This window comes from Oerskovia sp. Root22, from assembly GCF_001429135.1.
Lineage (GTDB): Bacteria > Actinomycetota > Actinomycetes > Actinomycetales > Cellulomonadaceae > Oerskovia > Oerskovia enterophila.
The window spans coordinates 17,968-35,809 of the sequence record NZ_LMIL01000002.1 but is presented as its reverse complement, the minus strand read 5'-3'; the positions used below and the strand labels follow the sequence as shown (position 1 = coordinate 35,809).

Below are 17,842 nucleotides of genomic sequence, written 5' to 3'. Positions count from 1 at the left end.
GCTGCGGGACCTCGTGGACAGTGGGCCGGCGGGGTCGGTCGGGGTCGTGGTCGGAAGCGTCGGGGCATCGCTCCTCGCGGTCGGCCTGGCCTGGTCCTCACCCCAACCGATGCTCGGCATGGTCCTGCTCGCGGTCGCGCTGCCCGTGTGCGCCATCATCGTCTGGTGGTCGATCGTGCCGCGGCACGTCGCAGTACGCGGAGCTCGCGTCGTGACCACCGACGACGACAGGGGGTGGCTGGTCGTGCGCAGACCGCTGGGCAGGGTCGTGCTGGACGGGTCGCGCTTCGGCGTGCTCGACGCCCAGCGGGCGCTCGCCGACCGCGTCGTGGCCGTGCACGTGTCGGGCCGCGCCGAACAGGACGAGATCCTGAGGCTCCTCGACCGCGTCGTGGCGCTCGACCGGCTGGAGCACGGCGCCTCGGGGGGATCCGAGGCGGGCGGCCGTAGCAGGTTCACCCCCGAGCAGCGTTCGCTCCTGACCCGGCACGTGCGGGACGCCCTGGTGCGGGACGTCGAGCTGCTCGAGTCCCGGTCGGCAGGGCTTCCCGCCCGGGGCTCGTACCCGGTGCGCCCCGCACCCGCGGGGGTGCTGCCATGACGGCGGTCCTGCCGCTCGTGGGGGGCGGCGGCACGATCGACGGCCCGCGACGAGTGCCCGACGGCGACGCAGCGGAGCCGCTCGACCCGGACTTCGACGGTGACCACGCCGCGCAGGACGTGGTGCTGCACGCGACTCGGAACGCCGAGTTCACGGTCTTCATGGAGCAGGCCGTGGGCCCGCTGCACCGCATGGCGTACCTGCTGTGCGGCGACCAGCACCGCGCCGAGGAGCTCACGCAGCAGACGTTCGAACGCACCTACCGGGCATGGTCCAGGGCGCGCGACGGAGACCCGCTCGTCTACGCGCGTCGCATCCTCGCGAACCTGCGGGTCGACACCTGGCGCCGGACCCGGCGCGAGGTGCTGTCCGGGCCCGAGGACCTCCAGGGGCACGTCGAGGAGCTCGCGGTCGCCCCGAGAGGCGGTGGCCCGGTGAGAACGGCTCCGGCCGGCGTGGACGACCGGGACCTCGTCGTCCGAGCCCTGCTCCAGCTCCCGCTCAAGCAGCGCCGTGTCGTGGTCATGCGACACCTGCTCGACCTCTCGGAGACCGAGGTCTCGACCGAGCTCGGTCTACCGGTCGGCACCGTGAAGTCGACCGCGTCCCGGGCCCTTGCCCGTCTCCGCACGATCCTCGACGACTCGCCCGGAAAGGGTGGCACCTCATGAACGTCCCGACCGACGACTTCTTCGACCGGCTGCATTCCGCAGCGGACGCGGTCCCCCCGTCCACCCTCGACCTGCCCGTGGTCCTGGCGACCAGCCGGCGCAAGGCCACGACACGCCGGGTCCTGACCGGCGCCGCAGCATTCACGGCCGTCGCCGTGGTGGGCGTCGGGGTCGCGACGGGCCTGCCGGGCGAGGTCGCGCACGAGCTGGCCCCCGCAGCGGGGTACGAGACGCTGAGCACCGAGGTGGTGCACCAGGAGGTGGCACCGGGGATCACGGCCGTGGCCGAGGCGGCGACCTACGAGCTCCCGGACGGGACCGTCGTGCTCGACACAGGGATCGAGACCGGCGCGCACGGCGACCGGTTCCTGATCGTCTCGACCGTCGAGGTCGGCGCGGCCGGGTACGACATCCAGGTCGACCCGGAGACCGGCGAGGTCCTCGAGACGCAGGAGAGCAGTGACCCGGCACACATCCAGAAGATGATCGACCTCGGCTACGCGCCCGCCGAGGTGCAGCACGTCCAGCTGGTGGTGGGGGACGACGGCGAGCTCGGACGCCTCCGTGAAGGGGCCGCGCCGGCCCACGTCGTCCTCGACGAGGTGGGCTCGGCCGTGCTCACCTCGCCCTCCGGCAGGGACCTTCTGGTGGGCCTCACCGAACCGACCGGAGGGTGGGCCGAGACGACGACCTACCTGGCGACCTGGGAGCCCATCGCCGGACCGGAGAACCGCGAGATCACCTCGGTCGCCGTGCCGACGCTCCCGGTGGCCGGTGACGGGTTCGAGCTCTACGTGGTCCAGGCCGACCCGCCGGGCGGCCGGCTGTCCTTCCGTGGCGCGCTCGCGGTCACGAACCACAACGAGGTCGTCACGACCTGCGGACCCCAGGCCTCCGCGTGCGAGCTGACGTTCGACCCGAAGACCCGTGAGGTCGGAGCCGGCTCGACCGACCCGAGGACCGAGACCCCCGAGGACTCCGTGGCGACCGCACTGGACGAGATCGCGCCGGGCGCAGACCTGATGTCGGTGTGCCTCGAGCTCCGAGGTCAGGGCGCCGTCGCCGTCACCGAGATGGGCGCCAAGGCCCCCGAGAAGCTCGGTGTCGACCCCGACACCTGGAGGCGCTGTGTCGTCGACCGGTCGTACGCCTGGGGCTGAACAGCCCGACGGCCACGGCTCACGTCCCGCCGCGCTGCTCCAGGTCGGCCAGAGCCGCCTCGGCGCGGTCTGCGTCGAGGTAGCGGCCGCCGCGGTGCACCGGGACCAGCGACGCACCCGGGCGGGATTTCCCGCCCGGGTGCGCTCCGCCGTCGGGCGTCTGGCGCGTGAAGCGGTGGACGAGCGGGATCCCTGTGGGGACGTTGAGCACCTGGACCTCGGGGGCCGTGAGGCGGTCGACGAGCATCACGAACGCCCGCAACGAGTTGCCGTGGCCCACGACCAGCAGGTTCTCGCCGCTGTCCAGCGACTCCTGGACCGCGTTCCACAGGGGTTCGAGCCGGTGGACCACGTCGGCGAGCGACTCGGTGTCGCGGCGCATGCCCGAGCGGGCGGCGTCGGGCAGACGGCCGAACGTGTCGGCGACGCGGGCCGCGGCCTCGCTGCCCTCCTCGACGGGCGGGGGCCGGTGGTCGAACGACCGGCGGTACTCCCAGTAGGCCGTCTCGCCGTACTCGGCCCGGACGGACTCGCGCAGGTCGTCGGTGAACGCGCCGTAGTGCCGCTCGACCAGGCGCCACTCGGGGACGAGCGGCGGCGGGCCCGGCAGGGCCGCGGCGACGATCGCCGCGGTCGCCGAGGCACGCACGAGCGGTGAGGTGAGGACGCGGTGCGGCGCGAGCGACGGGTCCTGCTCGCAGGCCGCCGCGAGCTGGGCGCCCGCGAGCTCGGCCTCGTGGACGCCGCGGTCCGAGAGGTCGACGTCGAGCAGCCCCGTGAAGCGGTTCTCGGCGTTGTAGACGCTCTCCCCGTGGCGCAGCAGGACGAGGGTTCCGGGTGCTGGGGCGCTCATGGCGTCCAGCGAACCACACCCGCGGTCAGACCTCGATCAGCCCTCGCTGGTGCGCGATCGAGACGGCCTCGGTGCGCCCCGACGCCCCGAGCTTGGCGAGCACGTTCGAGACGTGGACGCTCACGGTCTTGCCGCTGATGAAGAGGCGCTCGCCGATCTGCCGGTTGGTGAGGCCCTGGGCGACCAGCAGCAGGACCTCCTCCTCGCGGTCGGTCAGCACCGTCACCGCGCCGCGACGCAGCCCCGGCAGGTCCAGGCGCCCGCGGCGTGCCAGGTCGCGCAGGGCGCCCGTGAGCGGCCCGGCGCCCATGTCCTCGGCGTCCTCGAGCGCCTGACCGGCCTGGGTCGCGGCCTCCTCGCGGTCGCCCACACCGAGCAGCGCCTGCGCCCACCGCCAGCGGGACCGGGCGACCTCGTAGCGGTAGCCGTAGTCGAACGCGCTGGTCGCCTCGGCCCAGAGCGCCGGGTCGTCGGTCCCCGAGAGACGGCTGTGCTCCGCCCGGGCTCGCACGAGCCACGCGACCCCCTCGGGTCCGAGGCGGCCCCCGCGCGGCCGGCCGCGCAGCGCCGTGGTCTCGGCCTCCGCGAGCAGCGCGTCGCCGTGCGACTGCAGGTCCGCCGTGGTGGCGCCGACCAGACGGCGTGCCTCGGCGGAGTCCGCCAGGGCGGCAAGGGCGAGGGCCGAGATCCAGATCCGGCCCAGGAAGTAGTCGCTCCAGGTGCGTCCCAGGTAGCCGATGAGCTCCTGCGCGAGCGTCAGGGCCTCGTCGCGATGCGCCGACCAGACGAGCGCGTCGATCATGCAACCGCCCGCGATGAGAGCGATCTGCCCGTCGCGCTGCCACTCGGGGCGGAGCCCGCGGGCGCGCTCGATCACGTCCTCGTCGCCTCGGGCGACGGCCGCGTAGAGCTGGACCGCGGCGAGCGCGGCGACCGCGCTGGGCGGCGGTGGTTCGGGCGACGACGGCGGTGGGCGCAGGTCGCCCGTCGCGTACCGGACGAGCTCGCCGAACAGGCGCAGCTCGACCCCGTACCCGTTCCATCCGAGGCCCGCGGCGACCGCGTGCTCGAGGCCCGTGTGCGCCTCGACGAGAGCCTGGTCCAGGTCGCCCGAGTAGTACCGGTTGGCCGCGATGTTGTACCAGCACCGCATCTCGGTCAGGAGGTCGCCCGCGGCCTGTGCGCGCTCGCGGGCCGTCGCGAGGAGCGAGGCCGCGCGGTCCGCGTCGTCGACCTCGAGGACCGCGAGCGTGGTGAGCGCGTCGGCCTCGACGTCGGGGGCGTCGATCGCCCGGGCGACCGCGATGGCTTCCTCGGCCGTCTCCTGCGCGACGACGTCCATGTCGACGCGGTCCAGGTTCATCGCGGCGCGGGCGCGCGTCGCGAGGGTCCAGGCCCGGTCGCGCGACGGGGGCTCGGTCGGCAGGACCTCGAGCGCGGCGGCCGTGTGCTCGATGACCTCCTCGACACGCTCGATCCCCAGCAGGTGGAGCGAGAGCACGTGGCGTAGCGAGGCCTGGCGCAGCGGGTCGCCCGCGGTCGACTCGACGACCTTGCGGGCGATCGCGACGGCTCGGTCCGGCTCGCCTGCGCGGCTCGCCGCGGCCGCTGCCGCGACGGCCACGTCGACACGATCCTCGCCCAGCAGCTCCGCGGCGTCGGGGACCGCGTCCCACAGGCGCAGCACCTGCTCGAGGTGCCGCAGCTCCTCGGCAGGGGCCAGGACACGCGCCGCTCGGCGGGCGGCCTCGCGCGAGGCGACCAGCGCGGTCGTGGTCTCGTGGGCCGAGAGGGCGTGGTGGGCCCGCTGCGCGGGCGAGCCCAGCGACGGGTCCTCGGTCAGGGCGGCGAGGTAGGCGCGGTGCAGCGCGGCGAGCTCTCCGGGCAGGAGGTCGGCCGAGATGGCCTCGGCCAGCAGGGCGTGGCGGAACGCGATCCGGCCCGACTCGATCGTCAGCACGTGGTGGGCCACGGCCTCGCGGAGCGTCGCGTCGAACGCCTGGTCGCACGCAGCGCGGGTGGCGGGGGTCCCTGGCGCGCGCAGCCCACCGAGCGAGAAGACGCCCAGGTCCTGCCCGACGACGGCCCGCAGCAGCGGCTCGGCGACCACGCGCCCGGAGAGCGACGCGATGCGGGCGAGCTGCTGGACGTCGGGCTCGAGCTGTTCGAGGCGGGCGTGCAGCACGTCGGCGAGGGACCAGGGCAGGGCGTCGGCCTGGGGCCCGGCCTCGACGAGCTCCTCGGCGAAGTAGGCGTTGCCCTCCGACCTCTTCATGACCCGTTCGAAGTCGTTCTTGGGCAGGGCCTTGCCGGCGACCGCGGTCGTGAACTGCTTGAGCTCGGCGGGCGTGAACGGGGCCACGTCGAGGTGCTCGACGCGCGGGTGCCGACGCAGCTCGGCGAGCACGGGGCGCAGAGGATGGCGGCGATGGAGGTCGTCGGCGCGATAGCTCGCGACCACGAGCAGGTGCTCGGCGCGCAGCCGCGCGACGAGGAAGCGCAGGACGTCGCGCGTCGACGGGTCGGCCCAGTGCAGGTCCTCGATCACGAGCACGAGGGGCGCCCCAGCGCGCCCGGGGGCTGTGATCGCGGCGGTGATGGCCTCGAAGAGCTGGAGGCGCCCGGCCTGGTCCTCACCGTTGCCCTCGAGGGCCGAGGGGCCCGCGTCGAGGAGCCGGCCCAGCGCGGGGCGACCGTCGATGGTCCGGTCGACGACCTCGTCGGCCGCGCGGAGCTCGGACAGCGCCTCGGTGAACGGCAGGTAGGGGAGCCCGACGTCGCCCAGGTCCACGCAGTGGCTCACGACCACGGTCGCCCCGGCCTCGCGCGCGAGCTCGGCAGCCCGGACGAGGAGGCGTGACTTGCCGACCCCGGCGTCGGCTCCGAGCAGGATCGCGCCCGGGTCCCCGGCGGCAGCACGGCGCACCGCTGCGGCGATCACGTCGAGCTGGTGCTGTCTTGCGACGAAATGAGCCTGGGAGGGGCGCGGCATACCGCCCATCCTTGCAGTGGCCACAGACGGCTGCCACGAAGTTTCCTGATACTCCGCACCCGGTGTGACCAAGTCCTCCTCCGGACCGTCCGCGAACGGTGTGCTGGGTGGTGCCGAGGGCGGTCGTCGTCCCCGGCTCACCCGTCCGGAGGAGGGCTCCGTCATCCGCCCTGACCCGTGGTGCTCGCGTGCTGACTGCCGACGTGGCTGCGGAGCCACCGCAGGAGGACGTTCTCCCCGGGCGAGAAGTCCGCACGGACCAGCTGCTGGTGGTAACGGAAGTCCGTCTCGAGAGACGGGCCGTTGAACTCGTTCATGATGCTCCCCGTTCCGGCAGACCTGGCGTCCGCCTGACCCTCACTCTGGTGCTGAGGCGCGAGGCGGCGTATCGGTCGACCGGGCAGGTTCTGGGCACGCACCACCTCAGGCCCGACGGCGTATCTCACCTGAGGTGGTCTGAGGTGCCTTAGGGGGGGTTCGGGACGATGTGCCCGCGCCCCGCAGGGGGCGAGCCGAGCCGCTAGACGGGCGCTCCGCCGTCGGGCCGTCCGGGAGGAGGTGCCCACCCGTTGCCAACTCCGGGAGGCGGTCGCAGACTGGAATGGACCGGACCCCTTGATGGAGGTGCCCTCGTGACATCGACGTACGACGTGCTACCGATGCTAGGACGCGGCAAGCACCGCAACCCGAAGAAGGGCGCGTGCTTCATGGAGCTCGCGTCGTACCTGGCCGGCGAACGCTGGAGCGACCACCCCCAGTGCACGCACCCGCTCGTCGCGATGCTCGCGCGAGCGGTCAACGACCTCACGAGCGACACGGCCCGGCCCCGCCTGGCCCTGCTCATCCCGTCCGTGATCGGGCTGCGCAGCGACGACCCGCGCTGGAGCGTGTGGATCGCCCTGGGTGCCGCGCAGACCGCCCTGCCCGTCGCCCCGAGCGACCGCCAGGACGTCCTCGCTGTCGCGATCATCGCGGGCGAGCGCATGCTCGACCAGCTCGAGGACCGCGAGCCCGGCACCCGGACGCAGGCCTCGGTCGAGGCGCTGGAGAAGGTGCCGCGCACCGCGGCGTGGGCCGAGTCGTTCTGCAAGGGGTCGCGCCTGCGCCCCGCGCGGTTCGCCCGTGACGCGGCGCCGAGCATCGTCGCGGCAGCCGTCCAGGGCATCGCCGAGGCCGGGTCCCGGGACGCCGACGACGCGCTCTACGAGCTGCTCTCGTCGACCATCGAGGCCGCACGCGGATGGGCGGCCGCCGAGCCCGCCGAGCCGCTCGACCCCAAGGACTGGGAGCCGGTCGTCCGGAGCGTCGGGGCCCAGGTGTGACGGCGGCCGAGAGCGGCGGCCCGCCCAGCCTCGAGGAGTCCCTCGACCTGACGGTGCCGCCGAGCGGTCCTGGGTGCGCCGAGTGCGAGCAGGCCGCGGGCTGGTGGGTGCACCTGCGTCGGTGCGCGGAGTGCGGCCACGTGGGGTGCTGCGACACGTCTCCGTCGCAGCATGCGACCGCGCACTTCGCCCAGACCGGGCACCGGCTCATGCGCAGCTACGAGCCGGGCGAGGACTGGTACTGGGACTACGTGACGGCGCAGGCGTTCGACGGGCCCGAGCTCGCGCCCCCGCTCGCGCACCCCGAGGACCAGACGACCCCGGGGCCCGCGAGCCGCGTGCCCGCGAACTGGCGAGAGCTGATCCATTGAGCCGTGAGCGACAGCCCGGCCTCGACGAGATCGAGGCTCGGCTCGTGGGACTGGTCGACGGGTCCATGACCCGCGACGAGGCCGATCGATGGGCCGGGCGGTGGTACACCGACGACAGCCTCGACTGGGACGACGTCTCGCTCTGGGCCCTCGAAGAGCTGTTCGGGATCGATCTCCAGCAGACCGACGAGCACGGGACACCGGTGGGCTATCTCCAGCCCGACGACGGCGTGGCCGAGCTCCTCGACGAGTTCCGGCGGCGTCGCGGGGACCGGACGTGCCGTGCCGGTTCCGCCGAGAAGTGAGCTGATGCCCCTGATCCGCGCGGATCAGGGGCCTCAACTCACTTCTCGGCACGCCAGGTGCAGCCAGGACGTTCAGTCCCGGACCACCCGTGCCAGCGCGTCGAGCGCCGCGAAGGGGTCGTCGGGCCGGTCCGGGTCGGGGCTCGTGGGAACGACCACCACGCTGCTGACCCCGTTGGCCTCGAGCGCGGCCAGCCGCGCCCGGACCACGTCGGGGGGCCCGACGATCGCGAGCTGGTCGACCCACTCGTCGGGCAGCGCCCGGGAGAACTCCTGCGGCGTGCCAGTCGAGTCGCGCAGTTCCCGGAACGCTGCCGCGAACGGGAGCGGGTCGATCTGCGCGGTCCAGTCCGCGGCGCCGAACGTGGCCAGCGCGGGCCGGACGATCTCGCGGGCCGTCGCGACGTCGTCGTGCACCACGGCGAGGCTGAACGCGACGAGGGTGTGCTCGGGCGGGGCGCTCGAACCGGCTGCGGCCCGGCCGCGCTCGACCGCCGCGCGGACCGTCCCCAGGTACTCGGGGGTCACGGGCATGTCGAGGATCGTGCCGTCGGCGACGCGGCCTGCGACCTCCAACGATCGAGGTCCGCGCACCCCGTTGAGGACGGGCGGTGCGACGGCCGGAGGGCTGTACAACGCAACGTCATCGAGATGTACGTAGCGTCCGTCGACGCTGAGACGCTCGCCGTGCAGGAGGGCGCGGACCGCGCCCGTGGTCTCCTCGAGCAGCGTCAACGGGCTCTTGGGCCACACGCCGATCTGGCGCATCCACTCGGGCATCCCGTGCCCGATCCCCAGCAGCAGCCGCCCGGGATGGAGCTCGGCGAGCGTCCCCGCCTCGAGCGCCGTCATGGCCGGGCTGCGGACAGCGGCCGGCAGGATGCCGATGCCCACGTGGATCGCCTGCGTCCGAGCCAGGATCGTCGCGGCCTGCGCGATCCCGCCCCGGAAGAAGCAGTCCTCGACCACCCAGATCTCGTCGAGGCCGATCTCCTCGGCACGCAGGGCGAACGGGAACAGGTCGGCGATCGGCAGGTCGCGCGGGACGATCACGCCGAGGCGGGGACGGGGCATCGTGGTTCTCCTTCGAACGGTTCGGTTCCATGGTGGGGTCAGGGGGCGACGAGCCATGCGGGGGAATCGTCGCACCCCGCCGTGCGCGGGCACTCGGTCAGTCGAGCGAAGCGTCGAAGCCGGTGGTGCGCAGGATCCTCGCGGGAACCCCCGCGACGATCGTGTCGGCCGGGACGTCCTTCGTCACGACCGCCCCGGCGCCGACGATCGCACCGTCACCGATCGTCACCCCGGGGACCACCGTGACCGCGGCCCCGAGCCAGGCCTTGCGCCCGATCCTGATGGGTGACGGCATCATGTCCGCCCGGCGGGCGGGGTCGACGGCATGGTTCAGGGTCGTCAGGGTGCACCCGTGCCCGACGAGGGTCCCGTCGCCGATCGTGATGCCCCCGGTGTCCTGGAAGCGGCAGCCGCTGTTGATGAACACGTCCTTGCCCAGGGTCAGGTTCTTGCCGAACTCGCAGTAGAACGGCGGGAAGACCGTGACCGACTCGTCGACGACCACCCCCGTCAGTCGGGAGAGCAGCGCGCGCACCTCGTCCGGAGTGCGGTACCCGGAGTTGAGGTCGGCGACGACCTGCAGCGCCTCCTGGGCCGCTCCGTGCATGAAGGCGTGCTGCTCGGACCCGCCCTCGATGAGCTCGCCGCGGTTCACGTGGTCCAGAAAGTCCTCGAGGTCCATCCTTCGATCCTGCCACGCCTCGAACGAGCAGGAATTGTCCTGGCCCGCGCCTGCCCGGCGGGCCTACCGTCGAGGGCATGACCACTACCCCCGCGGCCTTCTCCGCGCTCGACGACCACCTCCGGCAAGCCGCCGCGCGGGACGAGTTCTCGGGGGTCGTGCTCGTGTCCCAGGACGGCAGGACGCTCTTCGAGGGGGCCTACGGCCTGGCCTCGCGGCGCTGGGGCGTCCCCGTCAAGGCCTCGACGCGCTTCGACGTCGCCTCGGTGACCAAGCTCTTCACGTCGGTCGCGGTCCTCCAGCAGGTCGCCGCGGGGACGCTCGACCTGGACGCCTCGATCCACGACGTCGTCGACCTCGACGGCACCCGCATCCCGCGCGAGGTGACGCTGCGGCACCTGCTCTCGCACACCTCGGGCATCGCGGACGACGCCGACGAGGAGGCCGGCGAGTCCTACGAGGCCCTGTGGGTCGACAAGCCGAGCTACTCGGTCACCCGGACCGCGGACTTCCTGCCGCAGTTCGTCCACAAGACCCCGACGTTCCCTGTGGGCGAGGGGTGCCGCTACTGCAACGTCGGCTACGTCCTGGCGGGCCTGGCTCTCGAGCACGCCACGGGCCTCACCTACCGCGACTACGTCCGCGAGCACGTCTTCGCGCGGGCGGGCATGACGTCGTCGGGCTTCTTCGACATGCGGGAGGCGGTCCCGGACGTCGCGGAGGGCTGGGAGCCCGTCCGCGCTCCCGTGCCCGACGACGGCGCGCCCGACGACGGTGCCCACGCCGGGGAGCGCGACGCACACCCGATCGTGGGCTGGCGGCAGAACATCTACAGCTACCCGCCCATCGGCTCGCCCGACGGCGGCGCGCACGTCACCGCGGCCGATCTCGTCCGCTTCCTCGACGCAGTCCGCGCGGGCGAGCTCCTGCCACCCGACCTGACCCAGGCGTTCGTGACCCCGCAAGCCCTGCACCACGAGATAGAGGGTGCCGGGCCGGGGCAGACGGCGGCCGTGCACTTCGCGTTCGGCCTCGAGATCGAGGTGACGGCGGACGGGACGGTCCGGTCGTTCTCCAAGGACGGGATCAACACGGGGTCGAGCGCGATCGTGCGGCACTATCCCGGGCGAGACGGCGAGCCCGGCGTGACGCTCGTGGTCGTGTCCAACAGCGAGGACGGCGCCTGGGACCCGATCAGGCGCCTCGACGCGCTGATCACCGGGGCGTAGCCGGCAGGGTCTGGACCGCGTCGACCGCCGCGTCGACGCTCGGCAGGAGCCGCCCGTCGGCCACGAGCGCGGCGAACCAGGGCGAAGCCATGGCGCGGTCGGTCGTCGCGCGGGGGACCCGTGCGAGCAGGAGCGTGCAGCCGATCCCGGCGAGCTGCCGGTCGAGGTCCGCGAGACCGTCGAGCACGGTCGACGTGACGCCGCGCTGGGCCCCCGACTCCAGCACGACGGCGCGCGGCGTCGGGCTGCTGGCACGGGCCAGGGCGAGGACGCGCTCGACCGTGGGCCGGGTGTTCGCGGTGTAGAGCCCCGCGTCGAGGTGCAGGACCAGGACGCCGGGCGCGACGCCCGACTCGAGCGCCGCCTCGCGCGCGACCTCGCGGGCCACGGCCGCGTCCTCCGCGGAGTCGTCCCCCGCAGCCGATCCACGGTCCACAGGCGCCCAACCGCCCTCGGGAGCGCGGACCAGCGGCACGACGCGCGGCCGGTCGAGCTCGCGCAGCACGAGCAGCAGCGTGAGGCCGACGCCGACGCCGACCGCGGGCAGCAGTCCCGCGACGAGCCCGATCCCCGTCGTGACCACCGCGACCGCGAACTCGACCCTGTTGATCCGCCACAAGACCACGAAGTCCCCGACCTTGATGAGGCTCACGGTCGCGACGACGACCATCGCGCCGAGCGTCGCCTGCGGCAGGTCGTCGAGCACGGGGGCAAGGAACAGCGCGACCAGGACGGCGAGGGCCGCGGTCACGAGCCCCGCGGCCTGGGTGCGCGCCCCCGCGCGCAGGCTGACCGCGGTCTGCGAGAACCCGCCCGCGGGCGGCATGGCCCGGAAGAACGCCCCGACGACCGCCGCGACGCCGTTGGCCAGGAGCTCCTGGTCGGGCGAGATCTGCGGCTCGTCGGGCCGGCGCACCCCGCGGCCCACCGCGACGGTCTCGAGGAACGCCATGATCGCGATCGCGCTCGCCCCCGCGAGCATCGAGCCGACGAGCGACAGGTCCGGCAGGACGGGCAGCGGCAGCCCCGGCGGGACCGGCTCGATGACCGCGACGCCGTGGTCGGTGAGCCCCGCGAAGGCCACGAGCAGGATGCCCGCGGCCACCACGACCAGCGGCGCCGGCACCCTCGGAGCGAGGCGGCCGAGCAGCACGAGGACCGCGATGCTCCCGACCGAGAGCACGACCGTCGCGGGCACGGCCTGGTCGAGCCGGCCGAGCGCGGACCCCACGACACGGAAGAAGCCGGTCGCGTCGGGGTCGGCGGGCACCCCGAGCAGGTGCGGGAGCTGGGCCGCAGCGACCGTCGCGCCCACCCCGGCCTTGATCCCCACGAGCGTGGCCTGCGAGATGTTCTCGACGAGCGACCCGAGGCGCAGGACCCGGGTGAGGAGCAGCAGGGCGCCGACGAGGAGCGTGAGCGTGGACACCGCGCGGGCCGGGTCCTCGGCACCGGCCGCGACCCCTGCCGCGAGCAGCGTCGAGGCCGACAGCGTCGCGATCGTCGACGTCGTGCTCATGCTCAGGGCTCGCGACCCGCCGAGCAGCGCGTACACGACGAGCGGGACCATGCACGTGTACAGGCCGAAGCTCACGGGCAGGTCCGCGATGGTCGCGTAGGCCATGGCCTGCGGCACGACGACGGCGCCCGCCGAGAGCCCGCCCACGACGTCGCGGCGCAGCCAGGCCGCGCGGTACCCCCGCAGGGTGGGGAAGAGGTCGACGCCGAGCATCCCCGAGCGCGTGGGCCGTGGCGCTGCGGGCGTCGACGTCACGGAGCCTCCGCCCCGTCCTGTGCGACGGCTCCCAGGGCACCGCCCGTCGACTGGCCCGGAGGATCGGTCGACGGGACGGGGAACACCTGCGACCAGTCGTCGCGCACGCTCACGACGGTCCAGCCCTTGTCCGCGGCGACGCTGAGCGCCTGCTCCGCGCCCGTGTCGTACGGCAGGTCGCCACGGCCCGGGTCGTCGTGGTGGATCAGGACCGCCATGCCGAGCGGGTGCGCGGCCGCGTACCCGAGCATGGGCACGTCGCCGTTCGAGTTGCCGACCGCGAGCACGGGCCGCCGCCCGACCCGGCTCCAGATCCGCACGGGCTTCTCCGGCCCGTCGTCCATGAACGAGAACGACGAGCCGTAGACCACGTCGCCCGTCTCCTCGTCGTACGTCAGACCCAGGCTGGACCCCACGACCTGCTCGGGTGCCACGCCGTAGTAGTCCTCGGTGAACGGCCGCATGAAGTCGCGGTCGCCGCCCGAGGTGATGTACGTCGAGAATCCGTGGTCGCGCAGGAGGTCCAGCAGCTCACGCATGGGCTGGTACGTCGCGAACCGGTACGGGGTGCCCAGCGCCGGGTGCGTGGCCTCGTCGAGGAAGGTCCGGACCGCGTGCGCGTAGGTCCCGACCGATCGCCCGGCCTGGGCGGCCACGACGGCCTTGATCAGCACTCCGAGGTCCGAGTCGTCGCCCGCGTAGTGCTTGTCGACCGCGCGCGCCAGCCAGGCCAGGTCCCCGCTCGCGGCCGCACGGTAGGGCTGGTCCTCGGCCAGGGCCGGGTCGGCGGCGGCGGCCCGGGCCCACTGCTCGACCAGGAAGTGCAGCTGGACGGGCATGGGCTTCTTGGTCCACAGGGTGCCGTCGTTGTCGAAGACCGCGACGCGTTCGGCCGGGGGCAGTGCGTCGGGGCCGACGGCGACGCGCTCGACGAAGCGAAGGATCGCCTCGCGCGCGCCGCCGTCGACCCAGGACGGCAGGGGGCCGGGCACTGGCTACTGCTTCATCATCGCGACGTCGAACTTGTGCTCGTCGCTGATGAGGTGGCTGTGGTCGTCGTCACCGAGGTCGATCCGCACACGGTCGATCGTCCCCGTGAACTCGTTGCCCGTGGGGCCGTAGTCGCTCGAGACGGGCGAGGCCAGGTCCTGGCCCACGTCGACGGTCTCGTCGAACGTGAACTGGAAGGGGATCGTGCGCTCGACGCGGCCCGCGCCGATCTGCTGCTCGCCCACGAACAGGGTGACGTCACCCCCCTTGCCGAGACCTCCGCCGTCGTACGCGAAGTGCACGCGGAGCTCCTGCTCTCCCGCCGGGACCGGGGACCCGGAGCGCACGATGTCCGTGTGGATGCCGAGCAGGTTGTACGCGAACGCGAGCCTGCCCTCCGTCACGTAGAACGACCAGCCGCCGTACGCCCCGCCCTGGGCGATGAGGACCCCCTCGGCGCCGGTCTCGGGGACCTCGACCTTCGCGGTGACCGTGAACGACTTGTTCTTGATGTTGATGGCCGAGTTCTCGCTCAGCCGCCGCATGCCCCGATAGAGCGTCTGGCTCTGCGCCGTGATGAGCGACGGACGCCCGGCCAGGTCGGGGTTGAACCGCTCGGCCGTGCGGATGTCGAGCGGCAGCACGTTGAAGCGCGCGGCCTGGATGAGGAACAGGCGCTGGAGCTCGGCGAGCTTCTCGGGCTGCTCGGCAGCGAGGTCGTGCGACTGGGTCCAGTCGGTCTCGACGTCGTACAGCTCCCACCGGTCCTCGTCGAGCCCGTGGTCGGAACCCAACCAAGGGTCCTTGTGCTTGGCGACGGCGGTCCAGCCCTTGTGGAAGATGGCCCGGTTGCCCACCATCTCGAAGTACTGGGTCACGTGCTGCTCGGGCGCGGCCGCGTCGTCGAACGTGTAGTTCATGGCTGTGCCCTCGTAGGGGCGCTGAGTCACGCCGTGGACCGTCGAGGGCTCGGGGATGCCCGCCGCGGCCAGGACCGTGGGCGCGACGTCGATCACGTGCGCGAACTGGTTCCGGATCCCGCCCTTCTCGACGCCTCCGTTCGGCCAGCTCACGATCGTGCCGTTGCGCGTCCCGCCCCAGTGGCTCGCGACCTGCTTGGTCCACTGGTAGGGCGTGTCCATGGCGTGCGCCCAGCCCACCGCGTAGTGGTTGTACGAGCGAGGGGTCCCGATGTCGTCGATGTGCTCGGCGACGTACTCCTCGGTCTCGATGTCGTTCATGTGGTTGATCGTGAAGCCCTCGTTCGTCGTCCCGTGCATCGACCCCTCGGCCGACGCGCCGTTGTCGCCGATGATGACGTAGACCAGCGTGTCGTCGAGCTCGCCCATGTCCTCGAGGGCGTCCAGCAGCCTGCCGACGTGGTGGTCCGCGTAGGCGAGGAAGCCCGCGTAGACCTCCATCTGCCGGGCGAGCGCGGGCTTGATGGTCTCGCTCATCTCGTCCCAGGCCGGGATGCCGGGGCTGCGCGCGGTCAGCACCGCGTCCTGCGGGATCACGCCCAGCTCCTTCTGCCGCGCGAAGGTCTCCTCGCGCACCGCGTCCCACCCCTGGTCGAACGCGCCCTTGTACCTGTCCGACCACTCGGTGGGCACGTGGTGCGGGGCGTGCGTCGCGCCCGGCGCGAAGTACGTGAAGAACGGCTTGTCCGGGGCCAGCGACTTCTGCTGGCGCGTCCAGTCGATCGCCTTGTCGGTCATGTCGGCCATGAAGTGGTAGCCGTCCTCGGGCGTCCCCCACGGCTCGACCGGCGAGGTGTTCTCGTAGATCGCCGGGTACCACTGGTTCGTCTCGCCGCCGATGAACCCGTAGAAGTACTCGAACCCGCCGCCCGGGTGCGGCCAGTGGTCGAACGGCCCGACGGCGCTCGCCTCCCACACGGGAACCTCGTGGCACTTGCCGAACTGGGCCGTGCTGTAGCCGTTGAGCTTCAGGGTCTCGGCCAGCGGTGCGCAGCTGTTGGGTCGCAGCGAGCTGTACCCGGGCGCGCTCGTGGCGATCTCGGTGATACCGCCCATCCCGACGGAGTGGTGGTTGCGGCCGGACAGCAGCGCGGCCCGGGTGGGGGAGCAGAGCGCCGTGGTGTGGAAGCGCGTGTACTTCAACCCCTGTGCGGCGACCCGCTCGAAGCTCGGGGTCTGGACCGGGCCACCGAACGCGCTCGACGCGCCGAACCCGGTGTCGTCGATCAGCACGACCAGGACGTTGGGCGCGCCCTCCGGAGGCAGGAGCCGCTCGATGGGCGGGTAGTGCGTGTCCGGGTCGGTCGCGTCGTACGTCACCGTCCCCGTGTAGGCCAGGTCCGGGATGGGAAGAGCGCCGCGCTGCCGTGCGTCCTGCGTCATGTCATGTCCTCCGGGGTCGCCGTCGCTGGTCCGGGGGACGGCAGGCGGCGCCGTGCACCGGACCGGGTGGTCGGGTCGTGCGGTACGTCGAGGTACTGCTGGAGCGGACGTGCAGAGGGCTCCGGCATCCGTGCCGAGGCCCCGGTCACACACGCTAGGCCGGGACGCCCGGGCGCGCTCGGTGAGCGGCCCGGGTGAACTCGCGTCCCAGGGGCCGTCCGCATTTTTCGGGAAGGTCGGGCGTCCGCTAGCGTGACCCGGCCAGCCGCAGCCCAGGGAGATCACGTGCCGACCGATCAGGTCAACCGCAACCTCGTCTACGTCTTCGACGTCTCCGGAGGCGACCCCGCCCTCCTGGACGACGAGACGACCGTCCGCACCTGTATCGCCCAGGTCGTCGACCGTGCGGGGCTCACCCCGCTCGGCGAGACCTCGCACCGGTTCGCCCCGCAGGGGTTCAGCATGGCGACGCTCCTGGCCGAGTCCCACCTCGCGGTCCACACGTGGCCCGAGGAAGGCACCGCCTACCTGACCCTCACGACGTGCCGCGCTCCGTCGTCGGGCAGCTTCGAGGAGGAGACGCGCAGCCTGCTGCGCGAGACCTTCTCCGCCGCCGGCGTGACCGTCCGGACCCTCCTCTGATGGCGCCCCGACCCAAGGCGCGCATGACGCTCGGCAAGCACCTGATCGGCGCGCCGCCGTGGCGCTCGCTGCCGCAGGGAGTCGTCGTCTACGGCGAGCAGGACCCCAGCGACGGCGTCACGTACTACTGGGAGGAGTGGGAGGTCCTCGGGTACGAGAACCTCGACTTCTGGGTCGAGTACGACCACTACACCAAGGCCGTGACCCTCTACCGCCCGGCCGAGAGCGCCGAGCGCCTCGACCCCTCGCGCCTGCGCAAGGGGCAGGTCGTCAACGTCACGCTGAGCGGCCGGACCTATCGGACCACGGTCACCGAGGCGGGCGTCGGGACCATCCGGTCGCTCGACGGGTCGTTCACGTACGACCTGTCGATCGGGCAGCCCGTCGCCTACGCCGAGCTGCGCACGAACGACATGGTGCTCTCGCTCGAGAAGTTCGACGACCGCATCATCGACCTCTATCACGGCACCGTCCTGGACGTCGCGGGGCAGAAGGCGCACTTCGGCAAGCGCATCGCGCCGCGGAACGTCTCGGTCAAGCTCGTCGGCGCGTTCCTCGCGATCGGGGTCCTCGCGACGATGCTGTTCAGCTCGTGCGGCCCGCGCAACGACACCTACTGCACGCCGCGTTCCGTCGAGCAGGCCGCGCCGTCGGACCAGGTCGTCTCCCAGGACGACGACCAGACCTGCTACCGCCGCTCGGTCTACGGCGGCGGTGGCGGCGGCCTCGGCAAGTAGCCCGGCCCGCAGACCGTCCGGCCCAGAGCGCGCCGGCACCCGAAGCCCTTCAGCACGACCCGTCCTCACCGACCAC

Annotated in this window: 17 protein-coding genes; 9 read left to right on the top strand and 8 right to left on the bottom strand. The window is 72.9% G+C overall.

Going from position 1 to position 17,842, the window contains the following annotated elements:
* The first annotated feature begins 46 nt into the window (after nucleotides 1-46).
* From ASE15_RS03660 to ASE15_RS03650, 3 genes are read left to right on the top strand one after another with little or no spacing between them, the layout of a single operon-like run.
* Nucleotides 47-601: a hypothetical protein gene (locus ASE15_RS03660; protein WP_056761583.1), complete on the top strand. Its 555-nt coding sequence runs from the start codon at nucleotides 47-49 to the stop codon at nucleotides 599-601.
* Complete coding sequence (locus ASE15_RS03655) at nucleotides 598-1,272, top strand: SigE family RNA polymerase sigma factor (protein ID WP_235534148.1); 675 nt, start codon at nucleotides 598-600, stop codon at nucleotides 1,270-1,272. The genes ASE15_RS03660 and ASE15_RS03655 overlap by 4 nt, the downstream gene beginning before the upstream one ends.
* Nucleotides 1,269-2,432, top strand: coding sequence for a hypothetical protein (locus ASE15_RS03650; protein ID WP_056761579.1), 1,164 nt, complete (start codon nucleotides 1,269-1,271; stop codon nucleotides 2,430-2,432). The genes ASE15_RS03655 and ASE15_RS03650 overlap by 4 nt, the downstream gene beginning before the upstream one ends.
* 19 nt (nucleotides 2,433-2,451) lie before the next feature.
* On the opposite strand, the gene ASE15_RS03645 is transcribed toward ASE15_RS03650, so the two are convergent.
* From ASE15_RS03645 to ASE15_RS20725, 3 genes are all read right to left on the bottom strand, one after another.
* On the bottom strand, nucleotides 2,452-3,285 hold the full coding sequence (locus tag ASE15_RS03645; RefSeq protein ID WP_056761574.1) for a 2,3-bisphosphoglycerate-dependent phosphoglycerate mutase: 834 nt from the start codon (nucleotides 3,283-3,285) through the stop codon (nucleotides 2,452-2,454).
* Nucleotides 3,286-3,310: 25 nt separating this feature from the next.
* On the bottom strand, nucleotides 3,311-6,277 hold the full coding sequence (locus ASE15_RS03640; RefSeq protein ID WP_056647380.1) for a helix-turn-helix transcriptional regulator: 2,967 nt from the start codon (nucleotides 6,275-6,277) through the stop codon (nucleotides 3,311-3,313).
* A gap of 161 nt (nucleotides 6,278-6,438) precedes the next feature.
* Complete coding sequence (locus ASE15_RS20725) at nucleotides 6,439-6,594, bottom strand: hypothetical protein (protein WP_157257399.1); 156 nt, start codon at nucleotides 6,592-6,594, stop codon at nucleotides 6,439-6,441.
* 342 nt (nucleotides 6,595-6,936) lie between these two features.
* Between ASE15_RS20725 and ASE15_RS03635 the strand changes: the two genes are divergently transcribed.
* The 3 genes from ASE15_RS03635 to ASE15_RS03625 are packed head-to-tail and all read left to right on the top strand — an operon-like array spanning nucleotide 6,937 to nucleotide 8,275.
* Complete coding sequence (locus ASE15_RS03635) at nucleotides 6,937-7,599, top strand: hypothetical protein (protein ID WP_056647377.1); 663 nt, start codon at nucleotides 6,937-6,939, stop codon at nucleotides 7,597-7,599.
* The gene (locus ASE15_RS03630) at nucleotides 7,596-7,970 is read left to right on the top strand and encodes a UBP-type zinc finger domain-containing protein (RefSeq protein WP_056647374.1); all 375 of its coding nucleotides are present in this window, start codon (nucleotides 7,596-7,598) and stop codon (nucleotides 7,968-7,970) included. Before ASE15_RS03635 ends, ASE15_RS03630 begins: the two co-directional genes overlap by 4 nt.
* Nucleotides 7,967-8,275: a hypothetical protein gene (locus ASE15_RS03625; protein WP_056761571.1), complete on the top strand. Its 309-nt coding sequence runs from the start codon at nucleotides 7,967-7,969 to the stop codon at nucleotides 8,273-8,275. Before ASE15_RS03630 ends, ASE15_RS03625 begins: the two co-directional genes overlap by 4 nt.
* Nucleotides 8,276-8,347: 72 nt before the next feature.
* On the opposite strand, the gene ASE15_RS03620 is transcribed toward ASE15_RS03625, so the two are convergent.
* Both ASE15_RS03620 and ASE15_RS03615 read right to left on the bottom strand, forming a co-directional pair.
* Nucleotides 8,348-9,349: an LLM class flavin-dependent oxidoreductase gene (locus tag ASE15_RS03620; RefSeq protein ID WP_056761567.1), complete on the bottom strand. Its 1,002-nt coding sequence runs from the start codon at nucleotides 9,347-9,349 to the stop codon at nucleotides 8,348-8,350.
* 97 nt (nucleotides 9,350-9,446) lie between these two features.
* Complete coding sequence (locus ASE15_RS03615) at nucleotides 9,447-10,031, bottom strand: sugar O-acetyltransferase (protein WP_056761563.1); 585 nt, start codon at nucleotides 10,029-10,031, stop codon at nucleotides 9,447-9,449.
* A gap of 77 nt (nucleotides 10,032-10,108) precedes the next feature.
* On the opposite strand from ASE15_RS03615, the gene ASE15_RS03610 reads away from it, so the two are divergent.
* On the top strand, nucleotides 10,109-11,260 hold the full coding sequence (locus ASE15_RS03610; RefSeq protein ID WP_056761560.1) for a serine hydrolase: 1,152 nt from the start codon (nucleotides 10,109-10,111) through the stop codon (nucleotides 11,258-11,260).
* Here the strand turns inward: ASE15_RS03610 and ASE15_RS03605 are convergent.
* From ASE15_RS03605 to ASE15_RS03595, 3 genes are read right to left on the bottom strand one after another with little or no spacing between them, the layout of a single operon-like run.
* Entirely contained in the window at nucleotides 11,247-13,034 is a 1,788-nt protein-coding gene (locus tag ASE15_RS03605; protein WP_235534147.1) for a SulP family inorganic anion transporter, read from the bottom strand. The two genes, ASE15_RS03610 and ASE15_RS03605, sit on opposite strands and share 14 nt — an antisense overlap.
* Complete coding sequence (locus ASE15_RS03600) at nucleotides 13,031-14,026, bottom strand: HAD family phosphatase (RefSeq protein ID WP_082618190.1); 996 nt, start codon at nucleotides 14,024-14,026, stop codon at nucleotides 13,031-13,033. Before ASE15_RS03600 ends, ASE15_RS03605 begins: the two co-directional genes overlap by 4 nt.
* Before the next feature lie 3 nt (nucleotides 14,027-14,029).
* Nucleotides 14,030-16,387 (bottom strand): arylsulfatase, encoded by a 2,358-nt coding sequence (locus ASE15_RS03595; RefSeq protein WP_056761556.1) that lies wholly within the window; start codon nucleotides 16,385-16,387, stop codon nucleotides 14,030-14,032.
* 285 nt (nucleotides 16,388-16,672) lie between these two features.
* On the opposite strand from ASE15_RS03595, the gene ASE15_RS03590 reads away from it, so the two are divergent.
* Both ASE15_RS03590 and ASE15_RS03585 read left to right on the top strand, forming a co-directional pair.
* Nucleotides 16,673-17,029: an S-adenosylmethionine decarboxylase family protein gene (locus ASE15_RS03590; protein WP_056647356.1), complete on the top strand. Its 357-nt coding sequence runs from the start codon at nucleotides 16,673-16,675 to the stop codon at nucleotides 17,027-17,029.
* Nucleotides 17,029-17,766, top strand: a complete 738-nt coding sequence (locus ASE15_RS03585; protein WP_056647353.1) for a DUF4178 domain-containing protein — start codon at nucleotides 17,029-17,031, stop codon at nucleotides 17,764-17,766. Before ASE15_RS03590 ends, ASE15_RS03585 begins: the two co-directional genes overlap by 1 nt.
* The last annotated feature ends 76 nt before the right edge of the window (nucleotides 17,767-17,842 follow it).